We start from the raw sequence: 16,750 nt of genomic DNA on the forward strand, positions 1-16,750 counted from the left end.
CCGCCAGCTACCTGACGCACGATCAGAAAAGTCAGCAAAAGGTCAGCATTGGTTCGACTGGAACTGCCCGCAGATGCCCATACATTGAGAACTGCGGACAGCTTCAGAGGTGCCCAGAGGGCAGGAACCGAAGACCCGCGCCAGGGGATGGCCACGTCACCGGGCGGGCGCAGCAGCGATCTTGAGGCCCTTAGTTCAGGACTCATGTTTTCGCAGGTCAGCGCATCCTTCCTCGCGGCTTCAAGGGTGCGTTCGGCAGCTCCGGTGCGGGCAGTGGAGCCCCGTCATATCCGTGCACCTCGCCGAAACGGGTCCCCTTCATCCAGTCCTCGCGAGCCTGGACGATGTCGTCGTGCGACCGGCCGATGAAGTTCCACCACATGACGATCTCCTCCTGGAAGGGCGGCCCGCCCAGGAGCAGCAGCCGGGCCGGGTCCGTCGCCCGGTTGGCCAGGGTGAGGGCGGTGCGGCCCGGGGGCACGTATCCCAGTTCGGCCGGCTGCAGGGGCGTGTCGGCGAGGAGGACGTCGCCGCTGTCGACGAGGACCCCGTGTTCGAAGCCGGGGTCCACGTCGAGGGTCACGCGGGCGCCCGGGTCCAGGGTGATCTCGGCGCCGAGCAGCGGGGTGAAGGTGCGCACCGGTGAGGTGTCGCCGGCGAGCGTGCCCAGGAAGACGCGCGCCTCGCCGCCGTCCAGCGCGACCGGGGAGGGGACGTGGTGCTGGAAGTCCCGGGCCGTGTCGCGGTGTTCCGCGGGCAGCGCCACCCACAGCTGCGCGCCGTGCAGGATCCGGGTGCTCCCGGTGGAGACCTCGGAGTGGCTGATGCCGTACCCGCCGGTCATGAGGTTGAGTTCGCCGGGCCGGACGAAGGCGTGGCTGCCGAGGCTGTCGCGGTGTTCGATCTCGCCGCTGAACAGCCAGCTGACCGTCTGCAGGCCGGTGTGCGGGTGCGGCGGCACCCGCATGCCCCCGGACTCGGTGATGTCGTCGGGACCGTAGTGGTCGGCGAAGCACCACGCCCCGATGAGGGTGCGCGCCCGCTGGGGCAGGGTTCGCCGCACCCGCATGGCCCGGGGGCCGCCGAGGGGCACGTCCCTCGGGGTGAGGATCTCGATGCCCGGCGGGGGCGGTCCGTCGACGTCCGCGCCGCAGAGCGCCTCCGTCGGATGCGTTTCCGTGTTGCTCATGTTCCGATCCTCCACCACCACAGAAAAGTTCGGGGTTCAACTTTAATGGGTCGACCATGACAAGACGAGTGTCCCGGGAGCGCGCGCCGACGGCCGTGAGCCTCGGCCGTCCCGGGAATCCGCAGGTGAACCGTCTGCGAGAATGGGCGCGACCGCTCGTCGTACAACGGGAGCCCGCACGGTGTCACCACAGCACGAAGCCCTCGCGACCTCCGCGGCCTCCGGGGACCGCAAGGACCTCCAGGCCGACTGCGCCAACTGCTTCGGCCTGTGCTGCGTGGCCCTGCCCTTCGCCCGCTCCGCCGACTTCGCCGTCGACAAGGCCGCGGGGCAGCCGTGCTCCCACCTCCGGGCGGACTTCCGCTGCGGCATCCACGAGCGGCTGCGCGACAAGGGCTACTCCGGCTGCACCGTCTTCGACTGCTTCGGCGCCGGGCAGAAGGTGTCGCAGGTCACCTTCGGCGGCACCGACTGGCGCCGGGCGCCGGAGTCGGCGCGCTCCATGTTCGAGGTCTTCCCCGTGATGCGGCAGCTGCACGAGCTGCTCCATTACGTCACCGAGGCCCTCGGGCTCGCCGCGGCCCGCCCCGTCCACAAGGAGCTGCGGCGGGCGCTGGCCCGGATCGACGGCCTGACCCGCGGCAGCGCCGAGTCGATCACCGGGCTGGACGTGAACGCGCTGCGCGGCGAGGTCAACCCGCTGCTGCTGCGGGCGAGCGAACTCGCCCGGGCCCGGGTCCCCGGCCGCAGGAAGAACCACCGCGGAGCCGATCTGATCGGTGCCCGGCTGTCCGGCGCCGACCTGCGCGGGGCGAGCCTGCGCGGCGCCCTCCTCGTCGCCGCCGACCTCGGCGGGGCGGATCTGCGTGACGCCGACCTGATCGGCGCCGACCTGCGCGACGCGGACCTCGGCGGCGCCGATCTCACCGGCGCCCTCTTCCTCACCCAGGCGCAGCTCGACGCGGCCCGGGGCGACGCGACCACCGTGCTGCCCCCTGCCCTCAGCCGGCCCGCCCACTGGTAGGCGCGGGCGGTCCCGACAGTCCGGCGAGCACCTTGTCGGGGGTCAGCGGGAGTTCGCGGAAGCGGACGCCGGTGGCGTGGTGGACGGCGTTGCCGATGGCGGCCGCGCTGCCCACGTTGCCGATCTCGCCGATCCCCTTGCTGCCCATCGGGTTGAGGCGGGTGTCGTCCTCGTCGATCCAGTGCGCCTCCACGGCGGGCACGTCGGCGTGCGCGGGCACGTGGTACGACGCCAGGTCGGACTCGGTGAAGTCGCCGAACGCGGCGTCCATCGTGCTGCCCTCGGTCAGCGCCATGCCCAGCCCCATGACCATGCCGCCGATGAACTGGGAGCGCGCGGTACGGGCGTTGAGGATCCGTCCGGCGGCGAAGACACCGAGCATCCGGCGCACCCGGACCTCGCCGGTGACGGAGTCGACGGTGACCTCGGCGAAGTGCGCGCCGAAGGCGTGGCGGGCGTAGGGGCTCTCGGCGTTCGCCCGACCCGTCGTGTCGGCGTGGGCGGTGACGCCCTCGTCGGGCAGCCGGCCGGTGAGACCACCGAGCCGGCCCGCGAGCCTGGTGCACGCGTCGTGCACGGCCCATCCCCAGGAGGCGGTTCCGGAGGACCCCCCGGCCAGGGACGCGGACGGCAGGTCGCTGTCGCCGATGTCGGCCCGTACCCGGTCCAGGGGCACGCGGAGGGTGTCGGCCGCCACCTGGGCGAGCACGGTGCGGGCTCCGGTGCCGATGTCGGTGGCGTTGACGCGGACGACGAAGGTCCCGTCCGGCAGCGCCCGTGCCTCGGCGGTGGACGGCTGCACGAGGACGGGGTAGGTGGCCGCCGCGACGCCCGTGCCGACGAGCAGGGGTCCCTCCGCCCGGGTACGGGGACGGGGGTCCCTGCGGTCCCAGCCGAAGCGGCGCGCGCCCTCGCGCAGACACTCCGTGAGGTGCCTGCTGCTGAACGGTTTGCCGCTGTCCGGTTCGCGCTCGGGTTCGTTGAGGAGGCGCAGCCCGACCGGGTCCATGCCGAGGGCGCCGGCGAGTTCGTCCACCGCCGACTCCAGGGCGTACATGCCGGGGCATTCACCGGGGGCGCGCATCCAGGAGGGACTCGGCACGTCGAGCCGGACCACGCGGTGGAGCGTGCGGCTGCTCGGGGTGGCGTACATGACGCGTGCGGGGACCGCCGCCTGCTCCACGAACTCCTTGATGCGGGAGCTGTGCGTGACGATCTCGTGGGTCAGGGCGGTCAGCCGGCCGTCGGTGCCCGCGCCGAGCCGCAGCCGGTGCAGGGTGGGGGCCCGGTGGCCGACGACGGCGGGAAGGTGGCGGCGGGGCAGGGCGACGGTCACCGGCCGGCCGGTCTCGCGGGCGGCCATGACGGCGAGCACGACGTCGGGGCGTGGGGTGCCCTTGGAGCCGAAGCCGCCTCCCACGTGGCCGGTGTCGACGGTGATCCGGTCCTCGGGCAGTCCGAACAGCGCGGCGAGCACGGCGCGCACCGCCGTGCCGCCCTGGCTGGAGGTGTGCACGACGAGGCGGTCGCCTTCCCACTCGGCCGTACTGGTGTGGGGTTCCATGGGGTGGTTGTGCAACGGCGGCACACGGTAGGAGACGTCGATCCGGACGGGAGCCGAGGCGAAGGCGCCGTCGGGATCCCCGTACTCACGGCGGGCCGGGTGTCCGGCGTTGGCGGTCTCCGGTTCGTACGCCTCGGGGTGGTCCGCGGTGAGGCTCACGTCGTGCTCCTCCACGGCGTACTCGACCCGGACCGCCGCGGCTGCGGCACGGGCCTCCTCCGGGGAACGGGCGACGACGAGCGCCACGAACCAGCCGCGGTGCGGCACGCGGGAGTCCTGCAGCACGGCCAGGGTGGGGTCGTCGGGCTCGGCGAGCCGGGGGGCGTTCTCGTGGGTGAGCACGGTGAGGACGCCGGGCCGGCCGAGGGCGGCCGTGGTGTCGACGGCCGTCACCCGGCCGCGGGCGACGGTCGCGGGGACCGGCCAGGCGTGGGCGCGGTCCGGCAGGGGATGCTCGGCGGCGTAGCGGGCGCCGCCGGTGACCTTCTGGCGTCCTTCGCGGCGTTCGGCCGGAGCACCCGGCGCGGTACCGGTGCCGGTCATGAGTCCTCCGTGAGGTGTCGGGTGCGCCGGGCCGGCGGCGCGAGCCGGGTCAGGACGTCCACGGCGAGGTTCCGGGCGAGGGGCACCTTGTGGCCGTTGTCCCGCAGCGGCCGGGCCGCCTCGAGTTCCAGGTCCACGGCGTGGGCGAAGGCGTCCGCGGTCGCCGGGGCGCCGCGCAGCGCGGCCTCGGCGCGCCGCGCCCGCCACGGTTTGTGGGCGAGCGCGCCGAAGGCGAGCCCCACGTGGGTGACGGTGCCGTCGTCCGCCGTGTCCAGGACGGCGGCGACCGACGCCAGGGCGAACGCGTACGAGGCGCGGTCGCGGGCCTTGCGGTAGGCGGAGGGCAGCGACGCCGTGGCGGCCGGCAGCAGCACGCCGGTGATCAGTTCGCCGGGCCGGATCTCGGTGTCCCGCTCCGGGTGGTCGCCGGGGAGCCGGTGGAACCGGTCCGCAGGGACGTCCCGGGCGCCCTGGCCGCCGTACAGTTCCACGCGTGCGTCCAGGGCGGCCAGGGCGACCGCCATGTCCGAGGGGTGGGTGGCGACGCAGTGCTCGGAGTGGCCGAGCACCGCGTGGTCGCGGTGGGTGCCCTCCCGGGCGCCGCAGCCGGTGCCCGGTGTGCGCTTGTTGCACGGCTTGGACAGGTCCTGGAAGTAGGGGCAGCGGGTGCGCTGGAGGAGGTTGCCGCCGGTGGTCGCGGCGTTGCGCAGCTGTCCGGAGGCGCCGGCGAGGAGCGCCCGGGACAGGGCGGGGTAGCGGTCGCGGACCAGGGGGTGGGCCGCGAGGTCACTGTTGCGGACGGTGGCGCCGACGCGTACGGAGCCGTCGGGCAGTTCCTCCACCGTGTCCAGCGGCAGACGGCTGACGTCGACGAGGACGCCGGGGCGTTCCACGCCCAGTTTCATCAGGTCGACGAGGTTGGTGCCGCCGCCGAGGCAGCGCGCGCCGGGATGTGCGGCGAGCGCCTCGACCGCCTCCTGAACGGTGCCGGCCCGTACGTATCCGAAGGATTTCACTCAGATCACGTCCCGCACGGCCTCGACGATGTGCGGATAGGCGCCGCAGCGGCACAGGTTGCCGCTGAGCCGTTCGCGGATCTCGGCGGCGTCCAGCGGGACGGGGCGTCCCGAGGGGGTGGCCGGGTCGGTGACGTGGGACGGATGGCCGGCCGCGGCCTCGGCGAGGGCACCGACGGCGGAGCAGATCTGTCCCGGCGTGCAGTACCCGCACTGGAAGGCGTCGCGGTCGAGGAACGCCTGCTGCAGGGGGTGCAGGCCGTCGCCGTCGTCGGTGAGGCCCTCGACCGTGGTGACGTCGCGGCCGTCCAGGGACACGGCCAGGAGCAGGCAGCCGTTGACGCGGCGGCCGTCGACCAGGACCGTGCAGGCCCCGCACTGGCCGTGGTCGCAGCCCTTCTTGGCCCCGGTGAGGCCGAGGTCCTCGCGCAGGACGTCCAGCAGGACCCGCCGGTGGTCGAGGAGGAGGGTGTGCGGCTTGCCGTTGACCCTGAGAGTGGTTTCCGAGCGGTGCTCGGTGGTGGGATCACTGCTCATGATGGGGATGGCCTTCCGGGCGGGCGGCGCTCAGCCGGCGGCGTTGTCGACGCGGAGCCGTACCTGTTCCTCCAGGCGCCGGAGGCTGGTGTCCAGGGCCTCGCCCACGGCCTTCTCCCCCGGGTCGTGGCTGTCGTCGAAGAAGGACAGGTGCACCGTGACCTCGCTGGCCCCGCTGCCGATGCCGGCGACCTGCAGCCAGCCGGTGTAGCTGCCCTGCTCACGCGTGCCCCATTCGAGCCGCATCTGGTCCCGCCGGGCCCGCAGCAGCGCGGAGGTGTCCTCGTCGGAGCGGTCCTCGTGCACGGTGACGGCGGGCAGTTCCTCGGCGTGCACGTGCAGGTCCTCGGGCAGCCAGTCACCCATCTGGTCGATGTTGGCCGCCTGGTCGAAGACGTGCTCGGGTGATGCGGGCATCGTGTGTGAACGCTCGTACTCGGTCATGGCGGTACCGTCCTTCGTCTCGGTTGTCCGGCAGGACCGGGGCTGCCGTGGGGGGCGGCCCCGGGACACGGCGCTATGCGTCGCCGAAGACCGCCTTCTGCACCTCGTTGGGGCCGTCGAACCGCTTGGTGCCGGTCTGTCCCAGCTTCTTGACGAGGGTGTCGTCCGCGCCGTCGCTCTTCGCCACCGAGACGAGGTCGTCCTTGCCGGCGGGGTCGGCGCCCTTGAGGGCCTTCTGCAGGTCGATCGGGTCGAGGTCGGCCATGGCAGCCTCCCGTGGTGGAGCGGCGCGGCGTGTCCGCGCGGGGAAGTGGCGGGTACCCAGGGCGCCCGGGGGTGATTCAGCCCCGGCCCCCGGCCCTGAACCGAGTAGGCGGCGCCGCCGGTCCGAGTACGCGTACTCAGGCGCGGGGAGTCCGCCGTGCCCGAAGCTGGCCGGCAGGAATCCCGTCTGCCGGAAGGACGTTCCTTGCTCAGCCGTGCCGCCGCCGTCCTGCTGCCGCTGTTCGGGCGGCTCACCGTCACCCGCGAGACCGACGGGCCGTTCCCCGCGGGCAGTGTCTTCGTCGCCAACCACGACTCGCTGGCCGATCCGGCGCTCGTGCTGGCCGCCCTGCGCGAGGTGGGCGTGGCACCGGCCGTCCTGGCGACGGCGGGGCTGTGGCGGGTGCCGGTGCTGGGGCGCGCCCTGTCGCAGGGCGGGCACGTTCCCGTGCACCGGGGATCGGCCCGCGCGGCGGACGCGCTGGAGGCCGCGGCGGAGGTGGTGCGGTCGGGACGCCATGTGCTCATCTACGCGGAGGGGGGCCTGCCGTCGCGCCGGGACGCGGGGTGTGCCGCGCCCCGGCCGTTCCGTACCGGTCTGGCACGGCTTTCAGCCGCCACCGGCGCCCCGGTCGTCCCCGTGGGCCAGGCGGGGGCCCGGCGGCTGGCCTCCGGACCGGTCGCGAAGCAACTGGCCGGTGTGCTCACCGCTCCGGTGCGCCGTCCGCGCCTCCACGTCCACATCGGCCGTCCCGTGCGCCTGCCGTCCGGGACGGCGGCCGGTACGGAGGCGGCGCACCGGGCGGTCGCCACCGCCTGGCGGCGGGCCGCCCGGGCCGTGGGCGAGCAGGTCCACGACGGCTGACCGGGCGGCTACCGGTCGGCGGCTACCGGTCGTCCGTGTCGGTGCGGCCGACCAGGCGTTCGTAGCGCTGCCGGGCGGCCTGCGGGCTGCGCAGGCCGAGGCCGAAGGCGATCTCGGGCCAGGTCATGCCGCGTCCGCGCGCCATCTCGAGGAGTCCGACCTCCAGTTCGTCCATCTCCGCGCGGGCACGCGGTACGAGGCTCAGCGCGGCGGTGATGTCCGCGCGGTCCACCTCGGGTTCGCCGTCCTCGGGCAGCGCGGCGCCGCTGAGCAGGAAGGCCACGAGCCTGACCGCCTCGTGCGGACCGATCACGCCGGGGTGGATCTGGCGGCGGCGCTGTGCGTCCGTGGCCGCGTGCCGCTCGGCGATGCGGAACAGGGAGGCGTACACCCGTTGTGCTCGTGCCGCGTCGGAACTCGGCGGTGTGAAGGGGTCGTCGGAGTGTTCGTGAGTCTTCGGAGACATGGCACGAGCATCACAGGATGAACATTCCGTTGTCAACGGAAAATTTCCACCGGAGACCGATGACTCCCCACGCCCCCGCACGTCTGCACCTGCGACGGACTCATCCGCCGACCGGGACACAAGACGAGGGGACAACGCCATGAGCGCCGAGCGGACCACCACGGACAACGCCTTCTCCTACCACCTGACCCGCACGCTGGACGCCCCCGTGGGCAGGGTGTGGCAGGCGTGGACCACTCCGGACCGGTACGCCCGGTGGGCGTACGCCGCTCCCGGCTCCGTCGAGATGGACGTACGGCCGGGCGGCGCCTGGAAGGCCACCATGGTCACGCCGGACGGCGGCGAGTTCCCGCTGACCGGGTCCTACCTCGACGTCGCCGAGAACCGCCTGCTGGTGGTGGGGATGGACGTGCCCGGGAAGCCCGAGCCGTCGGTGATGGCCGTGGAACTCGCCGAGGACGGCGGCCGGACGCGGATCGCGCTCCGCCAGACGTGCGACACGGCGGAGGAGCGCGACATGGCCGAGCAGGGCAGCACCATGCTCCTCGACGGTCTGACCGCCTTCCTGGCCGAGGACGCCTAGGCGACGGGCCGGGCTCGCGTGGTCGGACCCGCCCGCCGGTGCGACGCTGGGGTGGACAGGTTCCGAGGACGAGAGCCCTGGAGGGAGACCGATGGGACGGGACGTCCCGGCGCTCACCTTCACCCGCGAGGACCGCCGCCGCTACCGGATCAAGATGCAGGAGTGCCTCGAGACGTTCGCGCAGATGCTGCGCGAGTCACGCTTCGAGGCCGAGCGGCCCCAGGTGGGTCTGGAGATCGAGCTGAACCTGGTCGACGACCGGGCCGAGCCCGCGATGCGCAACACCGATGCGCTGGAGGCGATCGCGGACCCGGCCTGGGCCACGGAGCTGGGCCGGTTCAACCTCGAGATCAACATCCCGCCGCGGCGGCTCACGGCGGGCGGCCCCGACTCCTGGGAGTCCGAGATCCGCGACGCGCTGAACCACGCGGAGGAGCGCGCCAGGTCGATCGGCGCCCGTCTGATCATGACGGGCATCCTCCCCACCCTGCGCCAGGAGGACGTCGGCGAGGGAGCGCTGTCGGAGAACCCGCGCTACCGGCTGCTCAACGACCAGATCTTCGCGGCGCGCGGGGAGGACCTGCACATCGAGGTGACCGGCATCGACCGGCTGCGCACCTACGCGGACACGATCACCCCGGAGGCCGCCTGCACCAGCACGCAGTTCCACCTCCAGGTGTCCCCGGAACAGTTCGCCGCCTACTGGAACGCGGCGCAGGCGATCGCCGGCGTCCAGGTCGCGCTCGCCGCCAACTCCCCCTTCCTGTTCGGCAAGGAGCTCTGGCACGAGACCCGGATCCCGCTGTTCGAGCAGGCCACCGACACCCGCCCGCAGGAGATCAAGGTGCAGGGCGTGCGGCCCCGGGTGTGGTTCGGGGAGCGCTGGATCACCAGCGTCTTCGACCTCTTCGAGGAGAACCTGCGCTACTTCCCGGCCCTGCTGCCCCTGTGCGACGAGCAGAACCCGGCGGAGACGCTGGAGCGGGGCGACATCCCCGAACTCGGGGAGCTGACCCTGCACAACGGCACCATCTACCGCTGGAACCGCCCGGTCTACGCCGTCGCCCAGGACAAACCGCACGTACGGGTGGAGAACCGGGTGCTGCCCGCCGGCCCGACCGTGGCCGACACCCTCGCCAACGGCGCCTTCTACTACGGGCTGACCCGCGCCCTGGTGGAGGAGGACCGTCCGGTGTGGTCACGGATGTCCTTCTCGGCCGCCGAGGACAATCTGCGGACGGCGGCGCGGTACGGCATCGACGCCCGGCTGTACTGGCCCGGGATGGGCGAGGTGCCCGCGTCCGAACTGGTGCTGCGGCGGCTGCTGCCGCTGGCGCACCGCGGGCTGGAGCGCTCCGGCATGGACGACGCCTGGCGCGAGCCGCTGCTCGGCGTCATCGAGCAGCGCTGTGTCACCGGCCGCAACGGAGCGGTGTGGCAGAAGGAGATGTTCCACCACATCGAGGACTCCGCGCGCTGCGGCCGCCACGAGGCGCTGCGGCGCATGACGCAGCAGTACATCGACTACATGCACCTCAACGCCCCGGTCCACACCTGGCCCGTCGACTGACGGTGATGATGTTCGTGGTGACGCTGCGGGTGGGCCTCCGGGCCGGGCCCGCCCGTCAGCCCGGCCGGCGGCCCGTGCCCCGCTTGCCCTCCTCGCCCCGGTCCGCGTACTCCTCGCCCCGTCGTACGTCACTGCGCGCGACGTCGCCCGGGACGGAGGTGCGCTCCTCCTCGACGTGCTTGCGGCCCGCTCCGCGCGACGGCGCGTGTTCCTCCGCGTGGAAGGAGCGGCGGGCGCTCGGGTTCTCCTCCTGCCGCGTCTCGTCGACGTCCGGGGACCAGCCGTGGTGCCCACTCCCCTGGTGACGGCCGGCCCCGCGGCCCCGTGACGGTCGCGGCGACTTGCGATCCTCGGGCATGTGTCGGCCCACCTGTCCGCTCTCGTAGGGGCACGTCCCTCAGCACCCCGGCAGTAAAAGCGTCCCACTCATTGCATTTCTGGTCACATCGGATGATTCGGGGTCGGTCGCGCTCCTTGCCATGCGGACGGAAGCATCACCCGCGAGGGTGAGGAACGGGATTCGTGTCGACGCTCGCAGGCCGGTGTGTCCGACCGACGCAGCCGGCGACGCTGGTCGGTGAACTCTCGCGACCTCACCGAGAAGGGTGCCCGACGTCGCCTGGGCGCCGGGCGTGCGCGTGACAGCCTGCCGTAGAACCACTACGGATCGCTGATCTGACTGGTGACCCTGCCGCGGCGGGTGGGCGCCGCGGCAGTGCAGCGGCTCGTCCGGGAGGCGCTTCCGGTCGGTGCCGAGCGGGCGCGGGACATCGGCCCGGCCGACCGGGTGATCGCGTGCCCTTCCGCCCGCTTCCCCGCCGAGGTCATCCGGCCGGCCCAGCGCTGGGCGGGTTCTTCCGGGGCGCGGTCGCGGCTCGTCGCGAAGAAGGCCGAGCGCGAGCGCCGGGAGGCCGTCACCCCACTGGCCGCGGTGCGCGAGCGGGAACTCGCGCGCATGCGCAGGATTTTCTTCGACCCCGGCGCTCCGTACCACGCGCCGCGCCGGGCGTTCGTGCGCAAAGAGCCCTCACCGGCCGCGCCTGCGGTGCCGTCCGGGGCGGCCGAGGACACGGGCCGGGACACCGGCGTGTCCGCATCCCTCCCCCAGGAGGCGTTGATGAACGCAGCACCCCCGGCCACGAGCGCCGAGGCGGAGACGTCCGGCGGCATCGGCACGGACGAGAAGCCGATCCGCATCCTCTGGATCAACGCCGGGCTGAGTCGCGACGGCGACTCGGTTGACGGCCGCCATGCAGCCCGGCATCGAGGAGATCGCCCTGGGCTGTGTGCCGGGCCCGCCGAAGATCGCCGTGCACCGGCCGCTCATCGACTTCGGGTGCGGGCCGGTCGGCGGCGCGGACACGTTCATCGAGTGGTCCTCCAAGGGCGAGCGCAGGGAGATCGATCCGTTCGTCCTGGTGATCGAGGGGTCCGCGCCGGTGATCCCGCTGGACGACAAGCTGCGCCCCACCTGGCTGCTCGGGGCCACCGTGCACGAGGGGTACGACCGGGCCGGCCACTACGGGCAGGGCCGGTTCGCCGCCTCGTACGACTCCCCGCGATGCCTGGTGAAGATCGGCTGCTGGAGGGCCCGTGGTGAAGTGCGACGTGCCCGGGCGCGGCTGGATGAACGGCATCGGCGGCTGCCCGAACGTCGGCGGCATCCGCATCGCCTGCACCATGCCCGGCTTCCCCGACAAGTTCATGCCGCTCATGGACGAGCCGCCCGGCGCGAAGCTCTCCACCACCGCCGGCGGCGCGGACGGTGGACAAGGAACCCAAGTGGCGGCACACCGGCCGGGAACTCACCACCGGCTACCGGCCGCCCCTGTGACCACCACCTGACGCCGGCCCGCGTTCCACTCACCGACCCGAACCACCGAAGGGCAGCACAGACACGATGGCGACCTCGACGACGACCGGTGACGGCACCGGCCTGGTGGAGATGGCGTGGGACCCGATCACCCGGATCGTGGGCAGCCTCGGCATCCACACGAAGATCGACTTCAAGCGGAAGCGGATCGCCGAGTGCTCCAGCACCTCGTCGGTCTTCCGCGGCTACGGCCTCTTCATGCGGGGCAAGGACCCGCGCGACGCCCACTTCGTCACCAGCCGCACCTGCGGCATCTGCGGCGACATGCACGTCGGCGACGGCCGGACGGTGAAGTCGACGCACGTGCCCACCGGCCTGAGCGGTCTGGCCGGATGAGCGGCGCGCGGACCGCGCCGAACGCGGAGACGGCCGGGCGGATGGTCGAGGAGATCCTCGACCGGCTCGCCTCCTCCGGCGACCGCGCGGCGTGCGAGGCCGCCGAGGAACTCGTGCGCGTCCTCATGGAGTTCTACGGCGCCGCGTTCGCGCGGGCCATGGACCTGCTCGGCCACTGCCCGGAGCGGCCGGCCCGCGAGGCCGTGGACGCGCTGCTCCGTGACGAGCTCGTCGCGGGCCTGCTGGTGCTGCACGGGCTGCACCCGGACGACGCGCCGACCCGTATCGCCCACGCCCTCGACACCCTCCCGCAGGACGTGGAGAGCATCGGCTTCGACCCGGCCACGGGCGAGTTGCGGCTGCGGCTGACCGGCTCGGCCGACTGCGGCCGCGGCGACGCCCGGGACGCCGTCGAGCAGGCGGCCCGGGACACGCTCGCGTGTTTCGCCCCCGAGGTGACGGCGGTGACGCTGGAGGCGGACACCGCGTCCGGGCCGGTGCTGCTCCAGATCGGCGCGGGCCCGCCCGGCGCGTCCTCGTCCGGGCCGAGCGGCCGTCCGCCGGCCACCGCGGCACCATGAGCACGCCGCGACTCCCGGCGCGCGGGGGCCTGTTCCGGTTCACCGCGCCCCGGCCGCCCCGCGAGGAGCGCTGCGAGCTGTGCGCCGCCGCCCTGCCGGACCCCGGCCACCGGCATCTCGTCGACACCGAGAACCGGACCCTGGCCTGCGCCTGTGACCCCTGCGCCCGGCTCCTGGACGCGTCGGGCGCGTCCACGGGCCGGTTCCGCGCGGTTCCCTGCCGCTATCTGAGCGACCCCGGGCACGGTCTCGACGAGGCGGCCTGGGAGCGGCTGCGCATCCCCGTCGGCGTCGCCTTCTTCTTCCACGACTCCGCGCTCGACCGGCCGGTCGCGCTCTGTCCGGGCCCGGCCGGCGCCACCGAGAGCGAACCGGATCCGGAGGCCTGGCAGTCCGTCCTGGACGCCTCCCCCCTGGCCGGGCTCCTCGAACCGGACGTGGAGGCGCTGCTGCTGCGCCGCCACCAGGGGCGGGTGGAGTGCCATCTGGTGCCGATCGACATCTGCTACGAACTGGTGGGCCGTATGCGACTGCGGTGGCAGGGCTTCGACGGGGGCGCCGAGGCGCGTGCCGATCTGGAGGAGTTCTTCGGCCATGTGCGCGAGCGGGCCCGTGACGCCGGGGGGAGCCCGTCGTGACCGGCCTGTCCGGGGAACGGTCCCGCTGGGGCGGCACCCTCGACCCCGTGGAGTTCGCCCAGGTCCCGGTGATGGTGCGGGAGTTCACCGGCGAGACCGAGACCGACCTGGTGGTGCCCTGCGCCTACGACATGGGCATCGCCTCCGCCCGCTGCTTCCACGTCCCGGACGAAGGGGAGGTGCCGCTGCGGATGCTGTTCTCCGGCACCGCGTTCACCGGAGCCGGCGGGTTCCGGGTCGAGCCCGTCCCCTGGGACCGGGAGGCGCTGCCCTCGTGGGAGGCGGCCGTCGACCGGCTGCCGGCAGCGGCGGGTGAGAGGACACGATGACCACGACGCCGAGCACCGCTTCCCGGTGGGCTCGTGGAGGCGATGCCGTCGGTCACCTCGGACCTGCGGGTGCTGCGCGATCCGGCCCACGGGGGGCTGGCGGCCTCGCTCAACGAGAGCGCCCCGGCGTCGGGGTGCGGGGTCGTCGTCCAGGAGCGTGCCGTCCCGGTGCCGCCGCCGGTGGCCGGCGCCCGTGCGATGCCGGGTCCCGACCCCATGTACGTGGCCGACGAGGGAAAGCTCGTCGCCTTCGTGCCGCGGGAGCACGCGGACGCGGTGCCGGCCGCGATGAAGGCACATCATCTGGGCGCCGATGCCGCCGTCATCGGTGAGGTGGTCGCGGAGTGCCCCGGCATGGTCGTCGCGCGGACCGGGCTCGGGGGCACCCGGGTGGTGGATCTGCCGATGGGCGGACGGCTTCCGCGGATCTGCTGACCGGAAGCGGTGTTCCCGGGCGCGTGTGTCCGCCGGCCGTGTGCGGTGCGCGCCGGTGCGCCACCCGGACGGTCCGGATGGCGCGTCGGTGTCAGCTGCCGGTGGTGCGGTCCAGGATCGCGGTCACCTCGCGGCGCACCTCGTCCCGTGCCTCGGCGGGGAGTGATCCCAGGTCGGTACGGTCGAGGCTCTGGAGCACCTGCTCGACTCCGGTGTGGCACGGGGTGGTCTCGCTGATCACCTCGTAGCCGTCCCGGACGGCGACGAAGAGGCGGCGCGCGCCGTCGCCGTCGGCGTGCACGGCGGTGGCGACGACGAAGGGCGGCCGCCCGCCCGCCTCACCGGCCGCCTTGTAGTATCCGCTGGCCACGGGGTCGCGCCAGCGGATCCCGAGCAGCAGATGGCGCTTGGCCACCACGTCGGTCAGGTCGGTCTCGTAGGTGCCGTCCCGGTCCAGTACGGTCGCCCGCGCGTCCAGGACCAGCGCCGCGGGCAGCAGACAGCGCAGGGTGCTGCCCACGATGTTGCCGCCGACGGTGGCCGTACGGCGTACGGCGCCGGTGCCCACGGTGGAGGCCGCGCGGCGCAGCACGTCCGGCACCCGGTCGTCCACCTGGTGCAGCAGGACGGCGGCGCCCAGCGCCTCGCGTTCTATGAGGTTGGCCTGGGGAAGCTTGCGCAGGGACATCGCCTGCTCGGGGAAGCCGTCGCGCTGCCAGAGGGCCCACACGAGGGTGGCTCCGCCGACGGGCACCGCTCCTTCGGCCAGATACCGCTGAGCTTCGGACAAGGACGTGGGCAGACGCAACAGCACGACGGTCGACCTGCTTTCCTGAACGGGGCCGGAAACCACGGCGTTTCACGGGGTGATCACGAGCACTGCATTGTCCTTACCCATTCGGGGGCGCATACAGGGCTCACGGGTTCGCCGAGTGCGCCCGCCGGCGGTCACTGGAGCCGGCGGATCTCGCCGCGCACCCGGTAGAAGCCGCCGGCCGCCGGGTGCAGCGCGTCCACGACATAGCGTGCGCCGGGCACCCGTATCGCCCGCGGGAACTGCACGTTCCAGGAACCGTCGTAGCCGTCGGACACGACGTGGACGCGCAGCCGGCCGTTCTGCTGCGTGCATTCGACGACGACGGCGCCGGAGGGGGCCTGCGCGACGGTCGCCACCGCGGTCGCGGCCGTGGCCGGCGCGTAGGTCGGCAGGGCCGCGGCGAGCTTGACGTCCCGCGCGACCGGCACCGTGCCCTGCTGCGCCGCGGTGACGGCGGCCTCGCTCGCGTCCACGCACACCAGCGAACCGTCCGTGGTCACCAGGTAGAGCCGCTCGTTCCGGTACTGCATGGACAGCGCCGATCCGCCTCCCGTGCCGAGCTTCCACAGGCGCGTGCCGTCCCGGTCGAAGCAGTAGACGGACGACGCGGCGTCGCCGGCGAAGACGAACCGTCCGCCCGGGGAGGTGGCGCAGGAGTACACGGCGCTGTCGCAGGCGTAGGTGGCCTCGATGGTGCCGGTCGCCTTCGACAGCCGCTGCACCACGCGGTGCGCCGTACCGGCGTAGACGGTGTCGTCCTCCTGCCAGCCGAACAGCACCCCGCCCCGGGTGGGGGTGTGCCACAACTCGCCGCCGCCGTCGGGCGCGTAGGCCGTGACACCTCTGTGGTGGCCGTGGTAGACGGCCCGGTCGTCGGCGCGGACCATCCAGGCGTGCTCACCCTGGCTGCGGCGGGTCCACTGGTGCTCGTCCTCGTGGTCGATGACGGTGAGGCGGCCGGCCCGGTCCGAGACGTTCAGCACGCCCTCGTGGATGTCCAGCCAGAAGATGTCGACGTCCGCGGCGATGTCGTAGGCGGCGAACGGCAGCTTCGAGGAGAGGTCGTAGACCCGGCCGTCGTCACAGCCCGCGTAGATCCAGAAGTCGTCCGCGACCAGGCACTTCACCCCGTCCGGCAGGCTGAAGCGGGCCAGTACCTCGCCCTCGTGGTCCAGGGTGAAGACGTCACCGGACTGGTTGCCGACCCAGCAGCGCTCGTCGTCGACGTGGATGCCGAACGCCGAGGAGCCGGTGCCGAACCGCCACAGCACGGGGGCCACGGCACGCGCGGTGGACGGGGCCGAGGCCACCTGACGCCGGGTCACCGCGCGCGGGGCCCGCTGCCCCCGCACCGCCGGCGCATACCCCTTGCGGACCTTCTCCCCCACCTTCTTCGCCGCGGCGGCCTGCGCCTTCGCGGCCGTGGGGAACGTCGTCGTCTGGGTCTGTCCCGTCGCGCCGATCCTTCCGTAACGGACCGTCACCGTCTGGCCGTCGACCGTCACTTCGTAGAACTTGTGCGCGGCACCGTCCTCCTGCGACAGCTCCAGATACGTCGTCGACACCGTGGCACCGGCAGACATGGCACACCCCTCCCCGGACGGAACCCGCGGCCGTTCCGCCGGGTCCTACTGATCAAACCGTAGGCGCAGCCACTGACAATGGGGTCGGTCGTC

Annotated in this window: 17 protein-coding genes and 4 pseudogenes; 10 read left to right on the forward strand and 11 right to left on the reverse strand. The window is 73.2% G+C overall.

Annotation, left to right across the window (positions count from 1 at the left end):
* Positions 1-217 precede the first annotated feature (217 nt).
* Positions 218-1,189 (reverse strand): pirin family protein, encoded by a 972-nt coding sequence (locus KUM38_RS26255; RefSeq protein ID WP_217132434.1) that lies wholly within the window; start codon positions 1,187-1,189, stop codon positions 218-220.
* Between the two features lie 181 nt (positions 1,190-1,370).
* Here KUM38_RS26255 and KUM38_RS26260 point away from each other — a divergent pair, with 181 nt between their 5' ends.
* Positions 1,371-2,213 (forward strand): pentapeptide repeat-containing protein, encoded by an 843-nt coding sequence (locus KUM38_RS26260; RefSeq protein ID WP_308409048.1) that lies wholly within the window; start codon positions 1,371-1,373, stop codon positions 2,211-2,213.
* On the opposite strand, the gene KUM38_RS26265 is transcribed toward KUM38_RS26260, so the two are convergent.
* From KUM38_RS26265 to KUM38_RS26285, 5 genes are all read right to left on the reverse strand, one after another.
* Complete coding sequence (locus tag KUM38_RS26265; protein WP_217132439.1) at positions 2,191-4,320, reverse strand: xanthine dehydrogenase family protein molybdopterin-binding subunit; 2,130 nt, start codon at positions 4,318-4,320, stop codon at positions 2,191-2,193. The genes KUM38_RS26260 and KUM38_RS26265 overlap by 23 nt on opposite strands.
* Positions 4,317-5,336, reverse strand: a complete 1,020-nt coding sequence (locus tag KUM38_RS26270; protein ID WP_217132440.1) for a xanthine dehydrogenase family protein subunit M — start codon at positions 5,334-5,336, stop codon at positions 4,317-4,319. The genes KUM38_RS26265 and KUM38_RS26270 overlap by 4 nt, the downstream gene beginning before the upstream one ends.
* Positions 5,337-5,873: a (2Fe-2S)-binding protein gene (locus KUM38_RS26275; protein WP_217132443.1), complete on the reverse strand. Its 537-nt coding sequence runs from the start codon at positions 5,871-5,873 to the stop codon at positions 5,337-5,339.
* Between the two features lie 30 nt (positions 5,874-5,903).
* A complete protein-coding gene (locus KUM38_RS26280; RefSeq protein WP_217132445.1) occupies positions 5,904-6,317 on the reverse strand; it encodes an SRPBCC family protein in 414 nt (137 codons plus the stop codon).
* 73 nt (positions 6,318-6,390) lie between these two features.
* Positions 6,391-6,582, reverse strand: a complete 192-nt coding sequence (locus tag KUM38_RS26285) for a DUF2795 domain-containing protein (RefSeq protein WP_217132450.1) — start codon at positions 6,580-6,582, stop codon at positions 6,391-6,393.
* A 204-nt stretch (positions 6,583-6,786) separates the two neighbouring features.
* Here KUM38_RS26285 and KUM38_RS26290 point away from each other — a divergent pair, with 204 nt between their 5' ends.
* A complete protein-coding gene (locus KUM38_RS26290) occupies positions 6,787-7,446 on the forward strand; it encodes a lysophospholipid acyltransferase family protein (protein ID WP_217132459.1) in 660 nt (219 codons plus the stop codon).
* Positions 7,447-7,468: 22 nt separating this feature from the next.
* Here the strand turns inward: KUM38_RS26290 and KUM38_RS26295 are convergent, their stop codons facing one another.
* Positions 7,469-7,912 carry a DNA-binding protein gene (locus KUM38_RS26295; RefSeq protein ID WP_217132461.1) on the reverse strand — a complete coding sequence of 148 codons (444 nt, stop codon included), beginning with the start codon at positions 7,910-7,912 and terminating at the stop codon, positions 7,469-7,471.
* 139 nt (positions 7,913-8,051) lie between these two features.
* Between KUM38_RS26295 and KUM38_RS26300 the strand changes: the two genes are divergently transcribed.
* Together KUM38_RS26300 and KUM38_RS26305 are read left to right on the forward strand one after the other, a co-directional pair.
* On the forward strand, positions 8,052-8,495 hold the full coding sequence (locus KUM38_RS26300) for an SRPBCC domain-containing protein (RefSeq protein WP_217132468.1): 444 nt from the start codon (positions 8,052-8,054) through the stop codon (positions 8,493-8,495).
* Positions 8,496-8,586: 91 nt separating this feature from the next.
* Positions 8,587-10,065 (forward strand): glutamate-cysteine ligase family protein, encoded by a 1,479-nt coding sequence (locus tag KUM38_RS26305; protein WP_217132470.1) that lies wholly within the window; start codon positions 8,587-8,589, stop codon positions 10,063-10,065.
* A gap of 55 nt (positions 10,066-10,120) precedes the next feature.
* On the opposite strand, the gene KUM38_RS26310 is transcribed toward KUM38_RS26305, so the two are convergent.
* Together KUM38_RS26310 and KUM38_RS26315 are read right to left on the reverse strand one after the other, a co-directional pair.
* Positions 10,121-10,423, reverse strand: a complete 303-nt coding sequence (locus tag KUM38_RS26310) for a hypothetical protein (RefSeq protein ID WP_217132476.1) — start codon at positions 10,421-10,423, stop codon at positions 10,121-10,123.
* Positions 10,424-10,725: 302 nt separating this feature from the next.
* On the reverse strand, positions 10,726-11,022 hold the full coding sequence (locus tag KUM38_RS26315) for a hypothetical protein (protein WP_217132836.1): 297 nt from the start codon (positions 11,020-11,022) through the stop codon (positions 10,726-10,728).
* 160 nt (positions 11,023-11,182) lie between these two features.
* Between KUM38_RS26315 and KUM38_RS26320 the strand changes: the two are divergent.
* The 6 genes and pseudogenes from KUM38_RS26320 to KUM38_RS26345 all read left to right on the forward strand — a co-directional run.
* Positions 11,183-11,899 (forward strand): annotated as a pseudogene (locus tag KUM38_RS26320) (hypothetical protein).
* A gap of 66 nt (positions 11,900-11,965) precedes the next feature.
* Positions 11,966-12,208, forward strand: a pseudogene (locus KUM38_RS26325) (hydrogenase); the annotation flags it as partial.
* A 62-nt stretch (positions 12,209-12,270) separates the two neighbouring features.
* Positions 12,271-12,855, forward strand: a complete 585-nt coding sequence (locus KUM38_RS26330) for a hypothetical protein (protein ID WP_217132478.1) — start codon at positions 12,271-12,273, stop codon at positions 12,853-12,855.
* A complete protein-coding gene (locus tag KUM38_RS26335; RefSeq protein ID WP_217132489.1) occupies positions 12,852-13,493 on the forward strand; it encodes a DUF5947 family protein in 642 nt (213 codons plus the stop codon). The genes KUM38_RS26330 and KUM38_RS26335 overlap by 4 nt, the downstream gene beginning before the upstream one ends.
* Positions 13,472-13,822, forward strand: a pseudogene (locus tag KUM38_RS26340) (DUF6084 family protein); the annotation flags it as partial. The gene KUM38_RS26335 and the pseudogene KUM38_RS26340, both read left to right, overlap by 22 nt.
* Before the next feature lie 24 nt (positions 13,823-13,846).
* Positions 13,847-14,257 (forward strand): annotated as a pseudogene (locus tag KUM38_RS26345) (AIR synthase-related protein); the annotation flags it as partial.
* Positions 14,258-14,348: 91 nt separating this feature from the next.
* Here KUM38_RS26345 and KUM38_RS26350 read toward each other — a convergent pair.
* The gene (locus tag KUM38_RS26350; protein WP_217132491.1) at positions 14,349-15,071 is read right to left on the reverse strand and encodes an FAD binding domain-containing protein; all 723 of its coding nucleotides are present in this window, start codon (positions 15,069-15,071) and stop codon (positions 14,349-14,351) included.
* Positions 15,072-15,205: 134 nt separating this feature from the next.
* Positions 15,206-16,657 (reverse strand): WGR domain-containing protein, encoded by a 1,452-nt coding sequence (locus KUM38_RS26355; protein WP_217132493.1) that lies wholly within the window; start codon positions 16,655-16,657, stop codon positions 15,206-15,208.
* Positions 16,658-16,750: the final 93 nt, after the last annotated feature.

The organism is Streptomyces sp. AC558_RSS880, from assembly GCF_019049255.1.
Lineage (GTDB): Bacteria > Actinomycetota > Actinomycetes > Streptomycetales > Streptomycetaceae > Streptomyces.

Coding starts and splice junctions, on each gene's coding strand:
- KUM38_RS26355 (WP_217132493.1), bottom strand. CDS start 16,657: ATGTCTGCCGGTGCCACGGTGTCGACGACGTATCTGGAGCTGTCGCAG.
- KUM38_RS26310 (WP_217132476.1), bottom strand. CDS start 10,423: ATGCCCGAGGATCGCAAGTCGCCGCGACCGTCACGGGGCCGCGGGGCC.
- KUM38_RS26335 (WP_217132489.1), top strand. CDS start 12,852: ATGAGCACGCCGCGACTCCCGGCGCGCGGGGGCCTGTTCCGGTTCACC.
- KUM38_RS26280 (WP_217132445.1), bottom strand. CDS start 6,317: ATGACCGAGTACGAGCGTTCACACACGATGCCCGCATCACCCGAGCAC.
- KUM38_RS26255 (WP_217132434.1), bottom strand. CDS start 1,189: ATGAGCAACACGGAAACGCATCCGACGGAGGCGCTCTGCGGCGCGGAC.
- KUM38_RS26275 (WP_217132443.1), bottom strand. CDS start 5,873: ATGAGCAGTGATCCCACCACCGAGCACCGCTCGGAAACCACTCTCAGG.
- KUM38_RS26330 (WP_217132478.1), top strand. CDS start 12,271: ATGAGCGGCGCGCGGACCGCGCCGAACGCGGAGACGGCCGGGCGGATG.
- KUM38_RS26265 (WP_217132439.1), bottom strand. CDS start 4,320: ATGACCGGCACCGGTACCGCGCCGGGTGCTCCGGCCGAACGCCGCGAA.
- KUM38_RS26285 (WP_217132450.1), bottom strand. CDS start 6,582: ATGGCCGACCTCGACCCGATCGACCTGCAGAAGGCCCTCAAGGGCGCC.
- KUM38_RS26315 (WP_217132836.1), bottom strand. CDS start 11,022: ATGCGCGCGAGTTCCCGCTCGCGCACCGCGGCCAGTGGGGTGACGGCC.
- KUM38_RS26305 (WP_217132470.1), top strand. CDS start 8,587: ATGGGACGGGACGTCCCGGCGCTCACCTTCACCCGCGAGGACCGCCGC.
- KUM38_RS26300 (WP_217132468.1), top strand. CDS start 8,052: ATGAGCGCCGAGCGGACCACCACGGACAACGCCTTCTCCTACCACCTG.
- KUM38_RS26295 (WP_217132461.1), bottom strand. CDS start 7,912: ATGTCTCCGAAGACTCACGAACACTCCGACGACCCCTTCACACCGCCG.